General features: G+C 62.2%; 14 protein-coding genes and 1 pseudogene. 6 read left to right on the forward strand and 9 right to left on the reverse strand.

The features are described 5' to 3' along the window. Nucleotides 1–215: 215 nt before the first annotated feature. From B0G82_RS27795 to B0G82_RS27805, 3 genes are all read right to left on the reverse strand, one after another. Entirely contained in the window at nucleotides 216–518 is a 303-nt protein-coding gene (locus tag B0G82_RS27795; protein WP_106282724.1) for a DUF4148 domain-containing protein, read from the reverse strand. A 169-nt stretch (nucleotides 519–687) separates the two neighbouring features. After that, nucleotides 688–1,773 (reverse strand): aldose epimerase family protein, encoded by a 1,086-nt coding sequence (locus tag B0G82_RS27800; RefSeq protein WP_116147195.1) that lies wholly within the window; start codon nucleotides 1,771–1,773, stop codon nucleotides 688–690. A 33-nt stretch (nucleotides 1,774–1,806) separates the two neighbouring features. Further along, nucleotides 1,807–3,024, reverse strand: coding sequence for a DNA-binding transcriptional regulator (locus tag B0G82_RS27805; protein WP_121310882.1), 1,218 nt, complete (start codon nucleotides 3,022–3,024; stop codon nucleotides 1,807–1,809). A 271-nt stretch (nucleotides 3,025–3,295) separates the two neighbouring features. Here B0G82_RS27805 and xylA point away from each other — a divergent pair, with 271 nt between their 5' ends. The 4 genes from xylA to B0G82_RS27825 all read left to right on the forward strand — a co-directional run bounded on the left by xylA (nucleotide 3,296) and on the right by B0G82_RS27825 (nucleotide 8,654). After that, nucleotides 3,296–4,618, forward strand: a complete 1,323-nt coding sequence (gene xylA, locus B0G82_RS27810; RefSeq protein ID WP_121309715.1) for a xylose isomerase — start codon at nucleotides 3,296–3,298, stop codon at nucleotides 4,616–4,618. Nucleotides 4,619–4,790: 172 nt separating this feature from the next. Next, nucleotides 4,791–5,819: a D-xylose ABC transporter substrate-binding protein gene (gene xylF / locus B0G82_RS27815; protein WP_121309716.1), complete on the forward strand. Its 1,029-nt coding sequence runs from the start codon at nucleotides 4,791–4,793 to the stop codon at nucleotides 5,817–5,819. Between the two features lie 79 nt (nucleotides 5,820–5,898). Continuing rightward, entirely contained in the window at nucleotides 5,899–7,458 is a 1,560-nt protein-coding gene (xylG, locus tag B0G82_RS27820) for a D-xylose ABC transporter ATP-binding protein (protein ID WP_121309717.1), read from the forward strand. Then, nucleotides 7,455–8,654 (forward strand): sugar ABC transporter permease, encoded by a 1,200-nt coding sequence (locus B0G82_RS27825; protein ID WP_116122382.1) that lies wholly within the window; start codon nucleotides 7,455–7,457, stop codon nucleotides 8,652–8,654. The genes xylG and B0G82_RS27825 overlap by 4 nt, the downstream gene beginning before the upstream one ends. A 233-nt stretch (nucleotides 8,655–8,887) precedes the next feature. Here the strand turns inward: B0G82_RS27825 and B0G82_RS40190 are convergent. Together B0G82_RS40190 and B0G82_RS27835 are read right to left on the reverse strand one after the other, a co-directional pair. Next, nucleotides 8,888–9,160: pseudogene (locus B0G82_RS40190) on the reverse strand (helix-turn-helix domain-containing protein); the annotation flags it as partial. Then, a complete protein-coding gene (locus tag B0G82_RS27835; RefSeq protein WP_121309719.1) occupies nucleotides 9,157–9,492 on the reverse strand; it encodes a type II toxin-antitoxin system RelE/ParE family toxin in 336 nt (111 codons plus the stop codon). The pseudogene B0G82_RS40190 and the gene B0G82_RS27835, both read right to left, overlap by 4 nt. A gap of 378 nt (nucleotides 9,493–9,870) precedes the next feature. On the opposite strand from B0G82_RS27835, the gene B0G82_RS27840 reads away from it, so the two are divergent. Both B0G82_RS27840 and B0G82_RS27845 read left to right on the forward strand, forming a co-directional pair. Next, the gene (locus tag B0G82_RS27840) at nucleotides 9,871–12,141 is read left to right on the forward strand and encodes a xanthine dehydrogenase family protein molybdopterin-binding subunit (RefSeq protein ID WP_121309720.1); all 2,271 of its coding nucleotides are present in this window, start codon (nucleotides 9,871–9,873) and stop codon (nucleotides 12,139–12,141) included. A gap of 34 nt (nucleotides 12,142–12,175) precedes the next feature. Further along, on the forward strand, nucleotides 12,176–12,637 hold the full coding sequence (locus tag B0G82_RS27845) for a (2Fe-2S)-binding protein (RefSeq protein WP_121309721.1): 462 nt from the start codon (nucleotides 12,176–12,178) through the stop codon (nucleotides 12,635–12,637). Nucleotides 12,638–13,129: 492 nt separating this feature from the next. Here B0G82_RS27845 and B0G82_RS27850 read toward each other — a convergent pair whose 3' ends face one another. From B0G82_RS27850 to B0G82_RS27865, 4 genes are read right to left on the reverse strand one after another with little or no spacing between them, the layout of a single operon-like run. After that, nucleotides 13,130–14,644: an efflux transporter outer membrane subunit gene (locus tag B0G82_RS27850; RefSeq protein WP_121309722.1), complete on the reverse strand. Its 1,515-nt coding sequence runs from the start codon at nucleotides 14,642–14,644 to the stop codon at nucleotides 13,130–13,132. Continuing rightward, a complete protein-coding gene (locus tag B0G82_RS27855; protein WP_121309723.1) occupies nucleotides 14,641–15,660 on the reverse strand; it encodes an HlyD family secretion protein in 1,020 nt (339 codons plus the stop codon). Before B0G82_RS27855 ends, B0G82_RS27850 begins: the two co-directional genes overlap by 4 nt. Further along, nucleotides 15,657–15,866, reverse strand: a complete 210-nt coding sequence (locus B0G82_RS27860) for a DUF1656 domain-containing protein (RefSeq protein ID WP_116122375.1) — start codon at nucleotides 15,864–15,866, stop codon at nucleotides 15,657–15,659. The genes B0G82_RS27855 and B0G82_RS27860 overlap by 4 nt, the downstream gene beginning before the upstream one ends. Before the next feature lie 48 nt (nucleotides 15,867–15,914). Further along, nucleotides 15,915–18,017: an FUSC family protein gene (locus B0G82_RS27865; protein ID WP_116147211.1), complete on the reverse strand. Its 2,103-nt coding sequence runs from the start codon at nucleotides 18,015–18,017 to the stop codon at nucleotides 15,915–15,917. Nucleotides 18,018–18,021 lie beyond the last annotated feature (4 nt).

Consider the following 18,021-nt stretch of genomic DNA (forward strand, 5'->3'; position numbering starts at 1 on the left):
TGAATCAAAAGCATCGACGAAGCGAGGCGCCATGCACAATCGCATGCGCCTCCTTCACCAGCAGCCTCAGAACGACCACAATAACCTACCCCTGAAACTCCACCGGAGCGAGCGCTATAAGCCGTCGCGCTGTCATGGTCACGCATTCCACGCACAAACGCGAGCGCATGCCTGAACCACGCGCTCGCATCGAATTGCCTGGAGCAGATTGCGTCCTACTGACCTTGCAGATTCGGATTTCCAGCAGGAACGCCGGAGCCGGTTTCGGACGAGCCAGTCGTGGAAGGACCATATCCCGTCGCTCCACTGTTTTGCGCGGCCACGCGAGCTTCGGCCGCTTGAATGTCAGCGGGGTAGGTGGAGTCGGTTGCGACCGCGGGGTTATAGCCGGCCTGTTCGAGCTGCTTCAATTGCGCTTTGACCTCGGCGCGCGTGACCGGCTGCTCGGATTGCGCGAACGATGCCACCGGCGCTGCGAACACCGCAACTAGTGCCACTGCCTTGATAAGCGATTTCATGATGCTTCCCTCCGAGAATATTTTATTGGGCGCCGCAACAATCTCGGCGCCACGCACGGATTCTAGGAAGGGCGGGGTCTAGGGGAAACCCCTGATACGGTAATTCAGTGTTGCCACAAACAGTAAGTCGGCGTGATGTAATGTCGTTCGTAATAGGTGAACAATCGCGTCAGACGCCTTGGCGTACATCGACACGGTATGCAGTCACTTGCCGATATGTGCTGCCGGCTCGCACGATCACTTCGTCCTGCTCAGCCATGTTGACCTGGTTCGGAAAGCCGCCCGCTTCGAGGCACAAACCGGCATGTGCTTGATACGCAACGCCGCCGCGTCCTGTGTCGCCTTTTAACCAGTTGCCGCTATAAAACTGTAAGCCGCGTTGATCGGTCGAGACGGTCAATTCGCGTCCGCTGCCGGGATCGTAAGCGCAGGCAACCTGCCGCACCGGCGGAGTGGCGCCGTTCTTGCCGGCGTCGCGTGCATCGTGCAGCACGTAGCAATGATCGAAGCCGCCGGCGGTCGCCAACTGCGCGTGCGGCCAGTCGAGCCGCGCGCCGATCGGCGCGCTCTGCCGGAAATCGAAGGCATTGCCTGCCACTTCCGCGAGCTTGCACGGAATCATCGCGGCATCGACTTCAAAGAAGCGGTCGGCATCGATCGACAACACGTGGCCGCGAATGTCGGCCCCCGGCCGGCCCGTGAGATTGAAATACGGATGGCTCGTCAGATTGAGCGGCGTCGCGGCATCGGTGATCGCTTCATAGGCGATGGTCAGCGTGCCGTCGTCGTCGAGCGAGTAGCGCACCTGCGTGGTCACGTTGCCGGGAAAACCGGCGTCGCCTTCGGGCGACTCCAGCCGCATGAGCAACGCGCCGTTGTCCTCGCTCACGTCCCACAGCGCGCGATGAAAACCCACCGTGCCGCCATGCAGCAGATTCGCGCCTTCATTGCGGTCGAGCGTGTACTCGATGCCATCGAGCGTGAAGCGCGCATCGGCAATGCGGTTCGCCCAGCGGCCTATCAGGCCGCCCATATAAGTGGTGGCCGCCACATAGTCGGCGGGCGTGTCGTGACCGAGCAGGATATCGCCGAGCACGCCGGCGCGATCCGGCGCATGCCACGAGACCAGCGTCGCGCCCAGATCGCTGATGGCGACCTTCATACCGTGCGCATTGCGCAACGTGAAGAGTCGAACGGAATCGCCACCGCGCAATGTGCCCCACGGCTCGGAAGAAAGTTGTGCGATGCTGATCATGTCGTCAGTGAGAAAAAAAGAGAATAGGCATGCTCAGCCCGGCGCGGACGTCGAATTCGCCTGCTCCTGGTATTCACGCGGCGTACAGCCGAGTTCACGCCGAAAGACCGCGTACATGTATTGCAGCGACGTAAAGCCGCAACGGATCGCCACTTCCGCGCTCGACGCATCGCGCTTTGCCAGCAGTGCTTTCGCGACATCGAGTTTATGACGCAAAATTTCCTGGTGCACGGTGCACTGCCGTTCGCGCCGAAAGTACTCTTCGAGCGACGAACGCGACACGCCCACATAGTCGGCAACCTGTTCGGTGCGAATGCCCTGGCACGCGTACTGTCGAATGAAGTGCCGCGCTCGCATCACATACGGACTCGCCAGCGGTTCGTGCTTCGTCGATTCGAGCACGTTGATGCCGACAGGCGGAACGAGAATGCGCCGCCCGGGAAAGCGCGCACCACGCAGCATCTGATGCAAGAGGTGAGCCGCGGTGCGGCCCATTTCCTCAGTGCCCTGAATCACCGAAGAAAGCGGAATACGCGTCAACGTGCGCGTCAACGGATCATTGTCGATGCCGATGATCGCGACTTCTTCGGGCACCGGAATGCCGGCGATCAAACACGCCTGAAGCAGATGCCGCGCACGCGCATCGGTCACGGCGATGATGCCGACCGGCTTCGGCAAATCCCGCAGCCACGCGGTGAGTTGCTCGGTTGCCTGGTTCCATGAGGGCGCGCTGGTCGAAAGCCCGCGATAGATCTCGCCATCGATCTGCTCCGCGCTATGTCCATCCGCGCTGCGCAAATGAGCGAACGCGAGTTCGCGCTGTTGCGCCCAGCGGTTCTCTTGCGCCTGCGGCAAGCTGTACAGCGCGAAGTGTTCGAGACCCGCGCCGATCAAATGCGTGTAGGCGAGCGAGACGAGCTTGCTGTTGTCGGTGGCGATATAGGGTAAATCCGGAGGATAGTGCGCCGGATCTTCGAACGACGAACCCACGGCGACCACTGGCAACGGACAATCGCGCAGCGCTTCGCCCACGGCGGGATCGTCGAAATCCGCGATGATGCCGTCGCCGTCGAAGCGTTCGATGCCCGTCAGCCGGCAGCGAAAATCTTCTTCGAGGAACAGGTCCCACGCCACGCGCGTGGACAGCAGGTAGTTGCCGATGCCGGTAATGATCTCGCGGTCGTAGACCTTGTTCGCGTTGAACAGCAGTGCGATCCGATGGGTCGTCTGTGGCGTTTGCGGACGGGTCATGGCGGTGAGCGGCGCGCGGGCCAATGGCCCGTCACGCCTTCGTCTCCTGTTAGATGCTTAGTTTGAACGGCACCGGTTTTAAGCGTCTGGTTATTCTAGGCCCCGAATCGCGCGCCGGTGCGAAACAAAATCATGGGCGGTAAGAAACATCAAGCACGCTGTGCAATTTCGCAATTGCCGACGCATCGTGCAAGCGGCAGCATGGCGTCACCTTGTCAACCGGCGCGGCGACGTCGCACGGGTTGCGGTGCACCATAAACTGGAGACGCTGATGTCTTACTTCGAACACATTCCCGAGATCCGCTACGAAGGCCCTCAGTCGGATAATCCGCTTGCGTACCGCCACTACGATAAAAGCAAAAAGGTACTCGGAAAGACGCTCGAAGAACATCTGCGCATTGCCGTATGTTACTGGCATACGTTCGTCTGGCCGGGTGTGGATATTTTCGGGCAAGGCACGTTTCGACGTCCCTGGCAGCAAGCGGGCGACGCGATGGAGCGCGCGCAGCAGAAAGCGGATTCCGCATTCGAGTTCTTTTCGAAGCTCGGCACGCCGTACTACACGTTTCACGATACCGACGTCTCGCCCGAGGGGTCGAGCCTGAAGGAATACAGCGAAAACTTCTTGCGCATTGCCGACTATCTGGCGCGCAAGCAGGAAAGCACGGGCATCAAGCTGCTATGGGGCACGGCCAATCTGTTCTCGCATCCCCGTTATGCGGCCGGCGCCGCGACCAGTCCCGATCCGGAGGTGTTCGCGTTTGCGGCGACACAAGTGCGCCACGCGCTCGATGCGACGCAACGACTCGGCGGCGATAATTATGTGCTGTGGGGCGGCCGCGAGGGTTACGATACCTTGCTGAATACCGACCTCGTGCGTGAACGCGATCAACTCGCCCGCTTTCTGCATATGGTCGTCGACCATGCGCACAAGATCGGCTTCAAAGGCTCGCTGCTGATTGAACCCAAGCCGCAGGAACCGACCAAGCATCAATACGATTACGACGTCGCGACCGTGCATGGTTTTTTGCTGCAGCATGGCCTCGACAAAGAGATTCGCGTGAACATCGAGGCTAATCATGCGACGCTCGCGGGCCACTCGTTTCATCACGAGATCGCCACGGCCTACGCGCTGGGTATTTTCGGCAGCGTCGATGCGAATCGCGGCGATCCGCAAAACGGCTGGGATACGGATCAATTCCCAAATAGTGTGGAAGAACTGACGCTCGCCTTCTACGAAATTCTCAAGCACGGCGGTTTCACAACCGGCGGCATGAATTTCGATTCGAAAGTACGGCGCCAAAGCGTCGATCCGGAAGATCTGTTCTACGGTCACATTGGTGCGATCGATAACCTCGCGCTCGCCGTCGAGCGCGCGGCGGTACTGATCGAAAACGATCGGCTCGATCAATTCAAACGTCAGCGCTACGCGGGCTGGGATGCGGAGTTCGGCCGCAAGATTTCTTCCGGCGATTATTCGCTCTCCACGCTGGCAGAGGACGCAATGGCGCGCGGTCTGAACCCGCAGCACGCAAGCGGCCATCAGGAGTTGATGGAAAACATCGTGAATCAGGCGATTTACAGCGGACGTTGATCAGCGTTTCAGGAAGCAGTGCATCGAGATGTCGCAACACTAACTAAAAATATCGCGCGGCCACGTCGACCGCGCGAAACAGGAAGCTTTGGGTTGTCGCTTGTCCGGTCTTGTGGCTCGCAGCGCAAACCGTCCAATCCGGTATTCCGGCTATCAGAAGAAGGAGACAGAGATGAAATTCGCAACGCGTCGTAACGTATTGAGTTCGCTCGTATGTGGAGCGGTGCTCGCCAGCCTGTCGCTTGCCGCGCCGCTCGCGCATGCAAGCAAGGATCACCCGGAAATTGGCTTCTGTATCGACGATCTGCGCGTCGAGCGCTGGTCGCGCGATCGTGACTATTTCGTCGCCGCAGCGGAAAAACTCGGCGCGAAAGTGTCGGTGCAATCCGCCGATGCGAGCGAAGAGCGGCAGATCTCGCAGATCGAAAACCTGATCTCGCGCGGCGTCGATGTCATCGTGATTGTGCCGTTCAATTCGAAGACGCTAGGCAACGTAGTCGCCGAAGCAAAAAAAGCGGGCATCAAGGTGGTTTCATATGACCGCCTGATTCTCGACGCCGATGTCGACGCCTATATCTCGTTCGATAACGAGAAAGTCGGCGAATTGCAGGCGCAAGGCGTGTACAACGCGCAGCCGAAGGGCAACTACTTCCTGCTCGGCGGCGCGCCGACCGACAACAACGCCAAGATGTTGCGCGCCGGTCAGCTCAAGGTACTGAAGCCTGCCATCGATAAAGGCGACATCAAAGTAGTCGGTCAGCAGTGGGTGCCGGAATGGAGCGCGTCCACGGCGCTGCGCATTGTCGAAGATGCGCTGACGGCGAATAACAACAAGATCGACGCGATCGTCGCCTCGAACGACGGCACTGCGGGCGGTGCGATCCAGGCGCTCGCCGCGCAACACATGGCGGGCAAAGTGCCGGTATCGGGCCAGGACGCGGACCTCGCGGCCGTGAAACGTGTGATTGCCGGCACGCAGACCATGACCGTCTACAAGCCGCTGAAACTGATTGCCGGCGAAGCGGCCAAGCTCTCCGTGGCGCTTGCAAAGGGCGAAAAACCCGCCTTTAACTCGCAATACGACAACGGCAAGAAGAAAGTCGACACGGTGCTCCTGCAACCCACGTTGCTCACCAAGAGCAATGTCGATGTAGTCGTCAAGGACGGCTTCTATAGCCAGGCCCAGCTCGCGAGCCAATGAGCGTAACGTGTGCGCGGCGGACCTCGATGCGTGTCATGCGCGTCGGCGCCGTCGCGCGCCTTGCAGCGAGGCATAGCGAATGACGCAAGCTCTCATGACGATGCGCGGCATCGTCAAGGCGTTTTCCGGCGTGAAGGCGCTCGACGGCATCGACCTCACGGTCGCGCCCGGCGAATGCGTGGGCCTGTGCGGCGAGAACGGCGCGGGCAAATCGACGCTGATGAAAGTGCTCTCGGGCGTGTATCCGTGGGGCACGTGGGACGGCGAAATCATCTGGGAAGGCGAGCCGCTGAAAGCCGCTAGCGTGCGCGATACCGAACGCGCCGGCATCATCATCATTCACCAGGAGTTGATGCTGGTGCCGGAGTTGTCGGTGGCGGAGAACATCTTTCTCGGCAATGAAATCACGCTGCCCGGCGGCCGCATGAATTACGCCGCGATGTACCAGCGCGCCGACGAACTGCTGCGCGAACTCGGCATCAGCGGAATCAACGCCGCACAGCCGGTGATGAACTATGGCGGCGGCCATCAACAGTTGATCGAAATTGCGAAGGCGCTGAACAAGCGCGCCAAGCTGCTGATTCTCGATGAGCCGTCTTCTTCGCTGACTTCTTCCGAGATCCGGATTCTGCTCGACATTGTGCGCGATCTGAAGCGGCGTGGCGTGGCCTGCGTGTACATCTCGCACAAGCTCGATGAAGTGGCGGCCGTGTGCGACACGATCAGCGTGATTCGCGACGGACGTCATGTCGCGACCGAGCCAATGCGCGCGCTCACCACCGACCGCATCATCTCGTTGATGGTAGGCCGCGAAATCAAGAACCTGTTTCCACGCGAGCCGCATCCGATTGGCGACGTGATCTTCGAGGCGCGCCACGTCACCTGTTTCGACGTGACCAATCCGCGCCGCAAGCGTGTGAACGATGTGTCGTTCGCGCTGCGGCATGGCGAGATTCTCGGTGTGGCCGGTCTCGTCGGTGCGGGGCGCACGGAGTTGATGCAGGCGATCTTCGGCGCGTATCCGGGCGTGAGCGAGGCGACCGTTGTGATGGACGGCAAGCCGCTGAAGATTCGCGCACCCGTCGATGCGATTCGCGCAGGCATCGGCATGGTGCCGGAAGATCGCAAGCGCCACGGCATCGTGCCGGGGCTGAGCGTCGGCCATAACATTACGCTCGCGGTGTTGCAGCGCTTCGCATCGGGTGGGCGGATCGACTCCGCAGCCGAACTCGATACGATTCATACGGAGATGAAGCGGCTTTCAGTGCGCGCCGCGCATCCCATGTTGTCGATTGCGAGTCTGTCGGGCGGCAATCAGCAAAAGGCCGTGCTGACACGCATGTTGCTGACCAATCCGAAGGTGCTGATTCTCGACGAACCCACGCGCGGCGTCGACGTCGGCGCGAAATATGAAATCTACAAGCTGATCTTTCAACTGGCGCAGCGCGGCATGTCGATCGTGATGGTGTCCTCCGAATTACCCGAAGTGCTCGGCATCAGCGATCGCGTGCTGGTGATCGGTGAAGGCGAGTTGCGAGGCGATTTCATCAACGACGGCCTCACGCAAGAGGACATTCTCAGCGCCGCGATCCGTCCCGTGCAGCGATCCACGAACCCAACCGCAGCGAGTGCCGCATGACGCCCGACGTTACTTCCCAACGCGCCGACGAAGCCGCGCCGCGAGGCGCATTTGCCGGTCCGCAGCGCATTCAGCAATTGTTCGCGCGCTACAAGATTCTCGCGCTGCTGATTGCCGTGGCCGCGATCTGGATTTTCTTTTCGATGCTCACGCACGGCGCGTTCGTCACGCCGCGCAATCTGTCGAACCTGCTGCGGCAGATGTCGATTACCGGCATGCTTGCGTGCGGCATGGTGTTCGTGATCATTGCCGGCGAGATCGATCTGTCGGTCGGATCGCTGCTCGGTTTGCTCGGCGGCGTGGCGGCGATACTCGACGTCAACCGGCACTGGCCGATCGGCGTCACGTTGCCCGTAGTGATGCTGCTCGGCGTGCTGGTCGGCATGTTCAACGGATGGTGGTCCACCTATCGGCGTGTGCCTTCGTTCATTGTCGGGCTCGGCGGCATGCTTGCGTATCGCGGCATTCTGCTCGGCGTGACCGGTGGATCGACGATCGCGCCGGTGTCGGACAGTTTCGTGTTTGTCGGCCAAGGGTATTTGCCGCGGCTCGCTGGCGATACGCTCGCGGTGGTGCTTTTTCTGCTGCTCGCCTTTCTGACGATACGGCAGCGCCGCAATCGCGAGCGTTATCAGTTGCGCGTGGTGCCGGTCTGGCAGGACGTGGTGAAGGTGGTCGGCGCGGGTGTGATACTCGCCGGTTTCGTTGCCACGCTCGATCGGTATGGCGGTATTCCGGTGCCGGTGCTGTTGCTGCTCGCGTTGCTGGGTATCTTCACGTGGATTGCCACGCAGACCGTGTTCGGGCGACGTATCTACGCGGTCGGTTCGAACCTCGAAGCGACGCGGCTCTCGGGTGTCAACACCAATCGCGTGAAACTGGCGATCTTCGCGCTGATGGGGCTGATGTGCGCGTTCGGCGGCATCGTGAACACGGCGCGGTTGGCGGCGGGCTCGCCGTCGGCGGGATCGATGGGCGAACTCGATGCGATTGCTGCGTGCTTTATCGGCGGGACGTCGATGCGTGGCGGTTCCGGCACGGTCTACGGCGCACTGATCGGCGCGCTGGTGATGGCGAGCCTGGACAACGGCATGTCGATGCTCGACGTCGACGCTTATTGGCAGATGATTGTGAAGGGCAGCATTCTCGTGCTGGCCGTTTGGATCGATGTCGTGTCGGGGTCGAACCGGCGGTGAGGTGGAAGGGGGGTGCGGTGGCGCGAGGCCGTCGCATCTGTTTTCTACTGATGTGGCGCGTGAGCTGTCTATCAGCGCATCTGCGCGGCAACGGCGGCGCCGAGCTTGCTGCGCCGTGCGGGCGCCTTTGTGGCCGGCTTCTTTGCAGCTGCCGTTTTTTTTGCGGCTGCAGCAGGCTTCTTGCGCGCTGCCGATTTATCGCCGGAGGCGCTTGGGCTGCGTTTCGAGGGGCCGTCCAGCACGCGCATCTCGATACGCATATCCGCCGCGACCGCCATGTTGACCAACGCGTCGAGCGCGAACAGATTGATCTTGCCGCGCATGAGATCGGACACGCGCGGCTGGGTGACGCAGAAGCACTTGGCCGCTTCCGCCTGACTCATGCCGGTGCGGGCGATATGGTCTTTGATCGCCATCATCAGCACCGAGCGAAGCTTCATGTTCTCCGCCTGCTCGGGCGTGTCTTCGATAGCGTCCCAGACGCTCGAAAATGTTCGATTGCTCATGCCTTAACCTCTTTCATTTCGCGGTAGCGCTGGGCGGCGAGATCCAGATCCGTTTTGCTGATCTTTTGCGTCTTTTTCTGGAAGCAATGCAGCACGTAGATCGCGTCTTCAAATTTTGCGACGTAAATGATCCGGAATGCACCGTTTGCGTCGCGAATCCGAATTTCCCGTGTACCTGGGCCTATCGTATTCATGGGTTTCCAGTCGTCGGGATCACGACCGCGCTGGACCTGATCGAGTTGATGGCCGGCCTCGCGTCGCGCCGAGAGCGGGAACTCGCGCAAGTCGTCCAGTGAGCTACCGCAGAACTTGAGTGACTTCGCATCGGTCATTTACGATTATACAAAAATTTGTATGAGAGGGTGGTCGGCAGAATGTGATGAAGTTGCTATTTTTGCGCTGAACTCACAGCATTGCGTGCTCCGCGCAGCCTACATTTGAGTCAGATCAGAAATCCGATAACGTCGCAAATAGGACGCGCTGGCTAATCCACTTCGTCCTGCTCACCCCCATTTAATGAAACACCCCACGACAACCCCCCATCCCCACCATCCTCCCCATCCCCCGCCCCAAGCCGCACTGACTTGAACCCACGCATTTAACTCCCACATCCGTGGCCCGTCTTATTACTATTCCGAGGAACAACGCCCAGGCGCCGACCCGCGCTCTCACAGCTTTCCAGCCATCGTGCAAGCTGATCGAACCATGCCATGTTGAAACGCAGAACCTTTCTGCTCGGCGGCGCCGGCGCGGTCGGCGCGTTGCTGGTCGGCTGGTCGGTGCTGCCGCCAGGACAGCGTTTGACCACGTCCATGCCGCTGCCGGCGCAAGGCACGCAAGTGGCGCTCAACGGCTGGGTCAAGATTGCCGCCGATAACAGCGTGACGATCATGATGTGCAAGGCGGAAATGGGGCAGGGCATCCATACCGGCCTCGCCATGCTGCTTGCCGAAGAACTGGACGCCGACTGGTCGCGGGTGCACGTCGAAGACTCGCCCATCGACAGGATCTACAACAGCGTGCAAAGCATCATCGACGACTTGCCGTTTCGCCCCGACAACGACAGTACCGTCAAGCGCGCCACCGTCTGGATGACCCGCAAGCTGGTGCGCGAAGCCGGCACGATGATGACGGGCGGTTCGTCGAGCATCAACGATTTATGGACGCCCATGCGCGAAGCCGGCGCGTCGGCCCGCGCCATGCTGATCGGCGCGGCGGCCGCGCAATGGAAAGTGCCGCCCGGTGAGTGCCGCGCTGAAGGCGGTCAGGTGCTGCACCCGTCGGGGCATAAAGCGAGCTTCGGCGAATTGTCGTCGATGGCCGCGCAGCAGCCGCTGCCGCGCAAGGTAACGCTGAAAGATCCCGCCGACTTCAAACTGATCGGCAAACCGCTGCGCCGTATCGAAGCAGCGTCGAAGATCAACGGTACGGCGCGCTTCGGCATCGACGTGCTGCCCGACGGCCTGCTCTACGCGAGTGTCGTAATGTGTCCGACGCTCGGCGGCACGGTGGCGAAGTTCGACGCGACGGCCGCCCGCAAAATGCCGGGCTTCCTCAAGGCGTTCGCCGTCGCGCCGTACAGCGGCGGGACCGGCGGCGTCGCCGTGATCGCCGACAACCCGTTCCGCGCGATGAACGCAGTCGCCGCCATCGACGCGACCTGGCACGACGGCCCGGCGGCGAAGTTGTCGAACGCGGACGTGGACCGCCGCCTCGCGCAAGCACTCGACGACAGCGACGGCCACGCCTATTACCGCCTCGGCGACGTCGATGCTGCCATGACCCGCGCGGCGCGCACCGTCAGCGCGGAATATCGTGCGCCGTATCTCGCGCACGGCGCGGTGGAACCGCTCAACTGCACCGTGCAGGTCGCGGACGGCACAGCCACGGTCTGGGTCTCCACGCAGATGCCCGGCCTCGCGCGGCACCATGTGGCAAAAGTGCTGGAACTCGACGAGGATAAAGTCGACGTGCAAACGCTTCTGCTCGGCGGCGCGTTCGGCCGGCGTCTGGAGCTGGATTTCATCGCTCAGGCCGCGGCGATCGCGCGCGAAGGCGGGGGCCGTCCGGTGCAAACGCTCTGGTCGCGAGCGCAGGATTTCACCCACGACTTCTATCGTCCGGCGTGTCTGTCGCGGCTGAAGGCCGGTTTCGACAACGACGGCAAACTGGTGGCATGGCAGGCCACGTCGGCAAGTCAGGCGATCGTGCCGGAAGCGCTCGCGCGCTACTACGGCGCGCCGCGTCTTCCCATCGATAAAACCACCTGCGAAGGCGCCTTCGATCAGCCCTACGAATGGCCGGCTGCGCGCGTCGCGCACAAGATTGTCGAATTGCCGGTGCCGGTCGGGTTCTGGCGTTCGGTGGGTCACTCGCATCAGGCGTTCTTCACCGAGGGCTTTACCGACGAACTTGCGGTAGCGACCGGCAAGGATCCGATGGTATTTCGCGCCGCGCTGCTCGAGCAGCATCCGCGGCATCTGGCGGTGTTAAAGCGCGTGGCGGCGTTGTCGGACTGGGAGCATCCGCTAGCGCATGCCGCCGACGGAGCGCCGCGTGCGCGTGGCGTCGCGTTGCACGAGGCGTTCGGCAGCGTGGTCGCGCAGGTCGCGGAGGTGTCGATCGGGCCGGGTAAGAAGATTCGGGTGCATCGGGTGATCTGCGTGATTGATTGCGGCATGCCGGTCAATCCGAATCTGATCCGGCAGCAGATGGAGAGCGCGGTCGTCTTCGGTCTCTCCACCGCGTTGCAGGACGACATCACACTCGTCGACGGCCAGGTGCAGCAAAAAAACTTTCTGGATTTCCCGGTGGTGCGAATGGACGATTGCCCGGTGATCGACACGGACATCATACCGAGCCAGATGCATCCGCAAGGCGTGGGTGAAGCGGGCGTGCCGCCGGTCGCGCCGGCGGTGGCTAATGCGGTGTTCAAGCTGACGGGCCAGCGCTTGCGCTCGCTGCCGTTGAAACTGGCGTGAAGCAGGCCGAATTCAAGAACACAGGGAGACAGTCATGGGATCGCTGAACATCAACGGCCGGGCAGTGGCGGTACAGAGCGAGCCGGACATGCCGCTTCTGTGGGTGCTGCGTTGCGAGCTCGGCATGACGGGCACCAAGTTCGGCTGTGGCGTGGGTATTTGCGGCACCTGTACGATCCATGTGGACGGCGAACCGAACTTCGCCTGTCAGACGCTCATGTCGAGCCTGCACACGCAGAAGATCACGACCATTGAGGGTTTGCAGGGTCCGGAAGCACAAGCGTTGAAGGCTGCGTGGATCGATCTCGACGTGGTGCAGTGCGGCTATTGCCAGAGCGCACAATTGATGGCGGCCTGCGCGCTGCTCAAGCACATTCCCAAGCCGACCGACGCGGACATCGACAGGGCAATGTCGCACATCGTGTGCCGTTGCGGCACCTATCCGAGGGTGCGGGCGGCAATCCACCAGGCGGCGGCAAAGCGCCGCCCCGCATAACGCCGCCGACGAGTTTCGCGTTCACCCCTAACGAAAGAGTCTGCTGCGCACGCTCAACCTGCCAGCAATTCCACCACGGCGACGACCGCCGTAAAGATGCCGATGCAGCCGCCGAGCGTGGCTGCGCTTTTCATGAATTGCGACATACATGTCCCCGTAATGAGTGGTTGGTGACGTGTATTTAACCTGAATTGAAAGGCAAAAGAAAGGCAATCAAAAATAATTCGTAAACTGAGCGCGCGTCGCCACCAGACGTGTGTGCATGGCCGGAGCATCGCTTTGCGGCCCTCAATATTTTCATGCGCGGCTACGCGCGTGCGGAAGATGTTGGTCGCGCGGATCGCTCGCGATTCGAAGACGGAAGTGCGGAATGTGCGCGCGCGTGAGTGTGCGTGTGAAGTGGTGTCGCCGCGCTAGACAGATCGGCAAGCGGGGTTGTCCAAGGCGGTCGCCTGATGAGGGGTCCGCATTGGACAATCAGATCAAGGGCGTTTAAGGCGCTTTCGTTGCCGCAGCCGTTGGCGTCGCCTTGACCGGCACCGCGACCGCAGGCTTGGAACAAACAGAAGCGTTCTGCGGATCAACTTCCCAACCGCCGCCGAGCGCGAGGAACAGGTTCACCTGATCGATCGCCACCTGGCCGTCCGCGGCCGCAGCCTGAGACTTCGTGGACGTCAACGTGCGCGTCGCATCCAGATCCGAAATAAACGACTCACGTCCCGCGCGATACAGCCGATGCGTTTCATCCGCCGACTCTGTCGCCGACTTGACCGCGGCACGCAGCGCATCGGCGCGGGCGTAATCCGACGAATAGGTCGCGAGACTTGTTTCAGTTTCGCGCAACGCGGTCAATACCACACCGTCGAACTTTGCCAACGCCACCTGGCTCGATGCCTGCGCTTCACGCACGCGCCCACGCGCGCCGTTCGTGGGAAACTGCCAACTGATTAGCGGACCGAAGCCCCAACGCGCCGTGGGCGACGTGCCGAGGTCTTCCAGAACGCCGGTCAACCCCGCCGACGCCCCGATGCTCACCGTCGGATACAGCGCCCCGGTGGCGACGCCGATCCGCGCCGTGGATGCCGCCAATTGACGCTCGGCCTCGCGCACATCCGGTCGGCGTTTAAGTAGCGCAGCGCCGTCGCCGACGGGAACCGGCTGGCGGAGTTGCGGCAGCCTGTCGCAAGCGAGCACGGCCGGCGGCAGATCCGAAGGCGCGCGCGCGAGCAGCGCCGCGAGCCGGTACTGCGCGATCTTGCGGCGCGCCGTATAACGCGGAATATCCGCCGACAACGTATCGACCTGGGTCTGCCCACGCGTCACGTCGGGTTGATTGCCGCGGCCTGCATCGCGCAGGCGGCGCGAGACGTCCACGCGCTGTTTCTGCAGCGCCAGCGATTGTTGCGCGATCCTGAGTTCCTCGGCGGCCGAACATTGCTCCACGTAAGAGCGCACCACGTCCGCCACCACGGTGATTCGCGCGAGATCGGCCGCGGCTTGTACCGACTCGGTGTCCGCTTGCGCCGCTTCCACGCCGCGCCGCAGCTTGCCGAACAGATCGATTTCATACGAGATGCTGATGCCGATGTCGCCTTCGTTGACGACCGGCAGCTTTTCGGTGAGCAGGTATTGCTCGGCGGATTCCTGCGCGCGTTCGATCGCCACCGAACTCTTGCCGGAAAAACCGCCCTGCGCCTGCGCCACGCCCAACGCTTCACGCGAACGCGCGAGATTGGCCGCCGCGACGCGCAAGTCGGTATTCGATTGCAGCGCTTCGTCGACGAGCCGGTTCAGTACCGGATCGTCGTACAGTTTCCACCACACGGGGGGCACGTTCTGGCGCGTGGTCAGCGAGGTATCCGCGCCTTCGATCGGCGTGTTGGCGAGCGGTGCGTTGATCAACGCCTGTTGCGGCAACGCGTAGTTGGGACCGACGTTCATGCATCCATTGAGCGCAACGGCCAATGGCAGCAACGGCAATAAGGGCAGGGTGCGCGACAGCTTCATTGCGAGGCGCCCGATGACGAGACCGCCGCCGGCGCCGGCTGTGCAGCCGAACCAGCCGGGCCAGTCGAAACAGCAGACGTAGCCGACGCGGATGAAGAAGCCGCCACCGCCCCCGACGCGCCCGCATCTGGATGCTTCTTCCCGACAGGCGACAGATCACGCACCGACACAGTCGCCGTCCGCCCCGCGATCATGCGGAAGTCCGCGGGCACTTCATCGAGCGCCACACGCACTGGAATCCGTTGCGCGAGACGCACCCAACTGAAAGCCGGATTCACATTCGGCAGCAGATTCGAACCTTGCGTGCGGTCCCGATCCTCGATCGCGGCGACGATACTCTGCACATGTCCGCGCAACACCGCCGGTTCGCCCATCACCTTGATATCGACCGGCTGGCCGATGTCGATGCCACCCAGCTTGGTTTCCTCAAAATACCCGTCAACACGGAACGAATGCATATCGACCACCGAGACCACCGCGCGCCCCGCCGCGACATATTCGCCGACGCGCGGCGCGCGGTCGTTCAGATAGCCGTCGACCGGGCTCGTGATCGTGGCGCGTTGCAGATTCAGCTTCGCGGTGTCGATCGCCACGTTCGCATCGGCGAGCGCGGCTTCGCCAGCCTCGACGCGCGAGCGGCTTTCTTCTGCCACTTCCGCCGCGACCAGGTTGCCGAGCTTGCGGTTGCGCGCGTCTTCGCGGCGCGCCTGGTCGAGCGTGGCGCGGCGTTGTTGCGCGGTCGCCTGCGCCTGGCGCAGCGCGAGCGTGTAGCGGGCTTGATCGATGACGAACAGCACCTGGCCTTGCTTGACCTGCTGGTTGTCCACCACCTCGACCGACGAAATCAGTCCCGAGATGTCCGGTGCGACCTGGATCACGTCGGCGCGCACGTGTCCGTCGCGAGTCCACGGCGCGAACATGTAATAGCCAACCAGTTTCCACAGCACGAGGGCCGCGGCGACGACGACGATCAGGGTCAGCAGAATTTGACCGACGGAGAACCAGGTTTTTTTCACGTTATTAGTCTGTGTGAAACGACAACGACAAGGCCCAGCACCAGCACATAGATGCCAAGATCGAAGATGGAGCGATGCCAGACGAAGCGGTAAAAGCCGACGCGCGCGAGCACCGTGCGAATGACCAGGTTGATCAGATACGCGACCAACATCAGCACGAGCACGGCCGGCACGAACACGCCGAAAATATCGATTTCACCGATCATCGCGGGAGGTGGGCAAGAGGAAAGGAAATGGCCAACGGCATGAGCGCATCAGGCTGCGGCCTCCGGTTCGGGCGGCGTGGGTGTTGTCAGCGTGGCCGGAAACAGCGAAAGACGCAAGCCGACCAGCGCGTGCAGCGCTTCGCGCAACCGGCGCGCCGAGGTCTGCGCGCTTGGGCTCGGCGCGCCGGCGTTGGCGAGGCCCTGTGCGGTGACACTCGCCACGGCGGCGTCGATCGACGACATCAGGCTCTCCGGCACCGGCTCGCGCTTGCGGCGGTCGACGCAGCTTTCATAGTACTGACGCACGTCGTCGAGCACGTGATCGATCGCGGCCGGCGCGTCGCCGCCCAGATTGGGGGTCAGGCGGCGCAGATCGAGCGCGTTGAGGCCAATGCGCAGATCGCGAAAGCTTTCGATCGACGGATGACGACGGTCGTCGGTCGCGGCGAGTCGCGGGATCAACTGCATCAGGCGGTCGAGCATGCGCGCAGCGAGATTGCGGGGATCTTCGATCGGCCGTGTCGATGCCGTGAGCGCCACATCGGCCCAGCTCGAACGCAACAGGCGGGACGCCGTGAGTTCGGCGCCGAACGGGCGTGTCGCGCGCGTCCACAGATACGCATAAAGCAAGCCGGCGAGGCCCGCGAGATTGCTGTTCAGGAAGACCAGAAAATTGGCGTCGTAGGCGTCCTGAATGCTGATGAAAGTGGCCGTGTTCACGGCGACCAGCACCGTGGCCAGGTTGAACTGCGGGCGCGGAATCAGTGTGCCGACGAAGATGAACGGCGCGGCGAACATGATCACCAGCAAGGGAAAGTCATGCACATGCGGCAGCACGACGAACAGGTAGACGCCCGCCGCCACCACGCTGATGGCGGTCGCCACGAAAAAGCGGAAGATGAACGGCGCGGGCTCGTCGAGCGCGGCGAAGAAGCAGCATGCCACGGCCGCGAGCGTGACTGCGCTCGCTCCGTCGTTCCACCCCGAGCCGATCCACAAACTGCACGCGAGAACCACGGCCGCCGCGGCCGTGCCCGTGGAGAACAGCATGATGCCGCGATCGTAGAAGCGCTCTGTACCGCCCAGCCGCCAATGACGGAAGCGTGGACGCCACGAGCCTTCCTCCCGTGTGATGATGATGCGCAGCGAGCGGCAGTCCTGCCAGACATCGATCACCTGTTTCATACGCCACAACGCGTTCGAGAGCAGCGCGCCATCCCAGCCCGCGAGCGCCGACGGCGGTGGCTGCATTGCCGCGATGCGCGCACGCAATGCATCGGCCGTCGGGTCCGGGTGATAGCCTTCGCTCACGGTGGGCATCGGCTCGTTGAACCATTTGATGACATCGGCGAGCAGGCTCTCCAGCCCGTCGGGCCACGTCTGCCGGCCGCTGTTATAAAGCGCGATCAGCGGATCGGCGAGCGACGACATGATCGGCAGCAGCAACTGCATGCGCCCGCGCAGTTCGTGTGCGCGCGCCAATATGTCGGGCCGCGTGTGATCGTAGGCCAACTGGCTGAGCAGCAATTCAAGGCCATTGATGGTGGCCGCGATGCGTTGCCGCGCACCCGAAATGACCGAACCGGCAATTCGTCCAGAAAGCGTTTCGGTTGCATAGAACGCGGCGTCGCGAAACCATGCGTCAGTCTGATTGATGATCGTCGGTGCAAGCCGGCTCGGAAACAGCGCGCTGCCAACAATGCTCGCGCAGACAATGCCCAGCGTGATCTCCTCGGTGCGGCTGACCGCGAGGTCGAACACGCCGCCCGGATTGGTCACCGAAGGCAGCGCGATAATCGGCATCGTATAGCCGGCCAGCAGGAACACGTAGCTGCGCGCGGTGCGGTCGGACACTGCCAGATACAGCATCGTGCCGGTCCATAGCGCGACGATTACGCTGAACAGATACGGCGATTCGACGAAGGGCGGCACCAGCAGCACGGCTGCCGAAGCGCCGAGCATGGTGCCGAGCGCACGATAGAGCGCCTTCGAACGCGTGGCGCCGACAAACGGATTCGACACGATGTAGACGGTCGCCATCGCCCAATAAGGCCGCGGCAGTTCGAGCGCGAGGCCGATGTAGAGCGCGATCATCGCCGCGGCAAATGTCTTGACGGAGAACAGCCAGTCGCGAAGGGAAGGGTAGACCATCAAC

This window comes from Paraburkholderia sp. BL17N1, assembly GCF_003634175.1.
Taxonomy (GTDB): domain Bacteria; phylum Pseudomonadota; class Gammaproteobacteria; order Burkholderiales; family Burkholderiaceae; genus Paraburkholderia.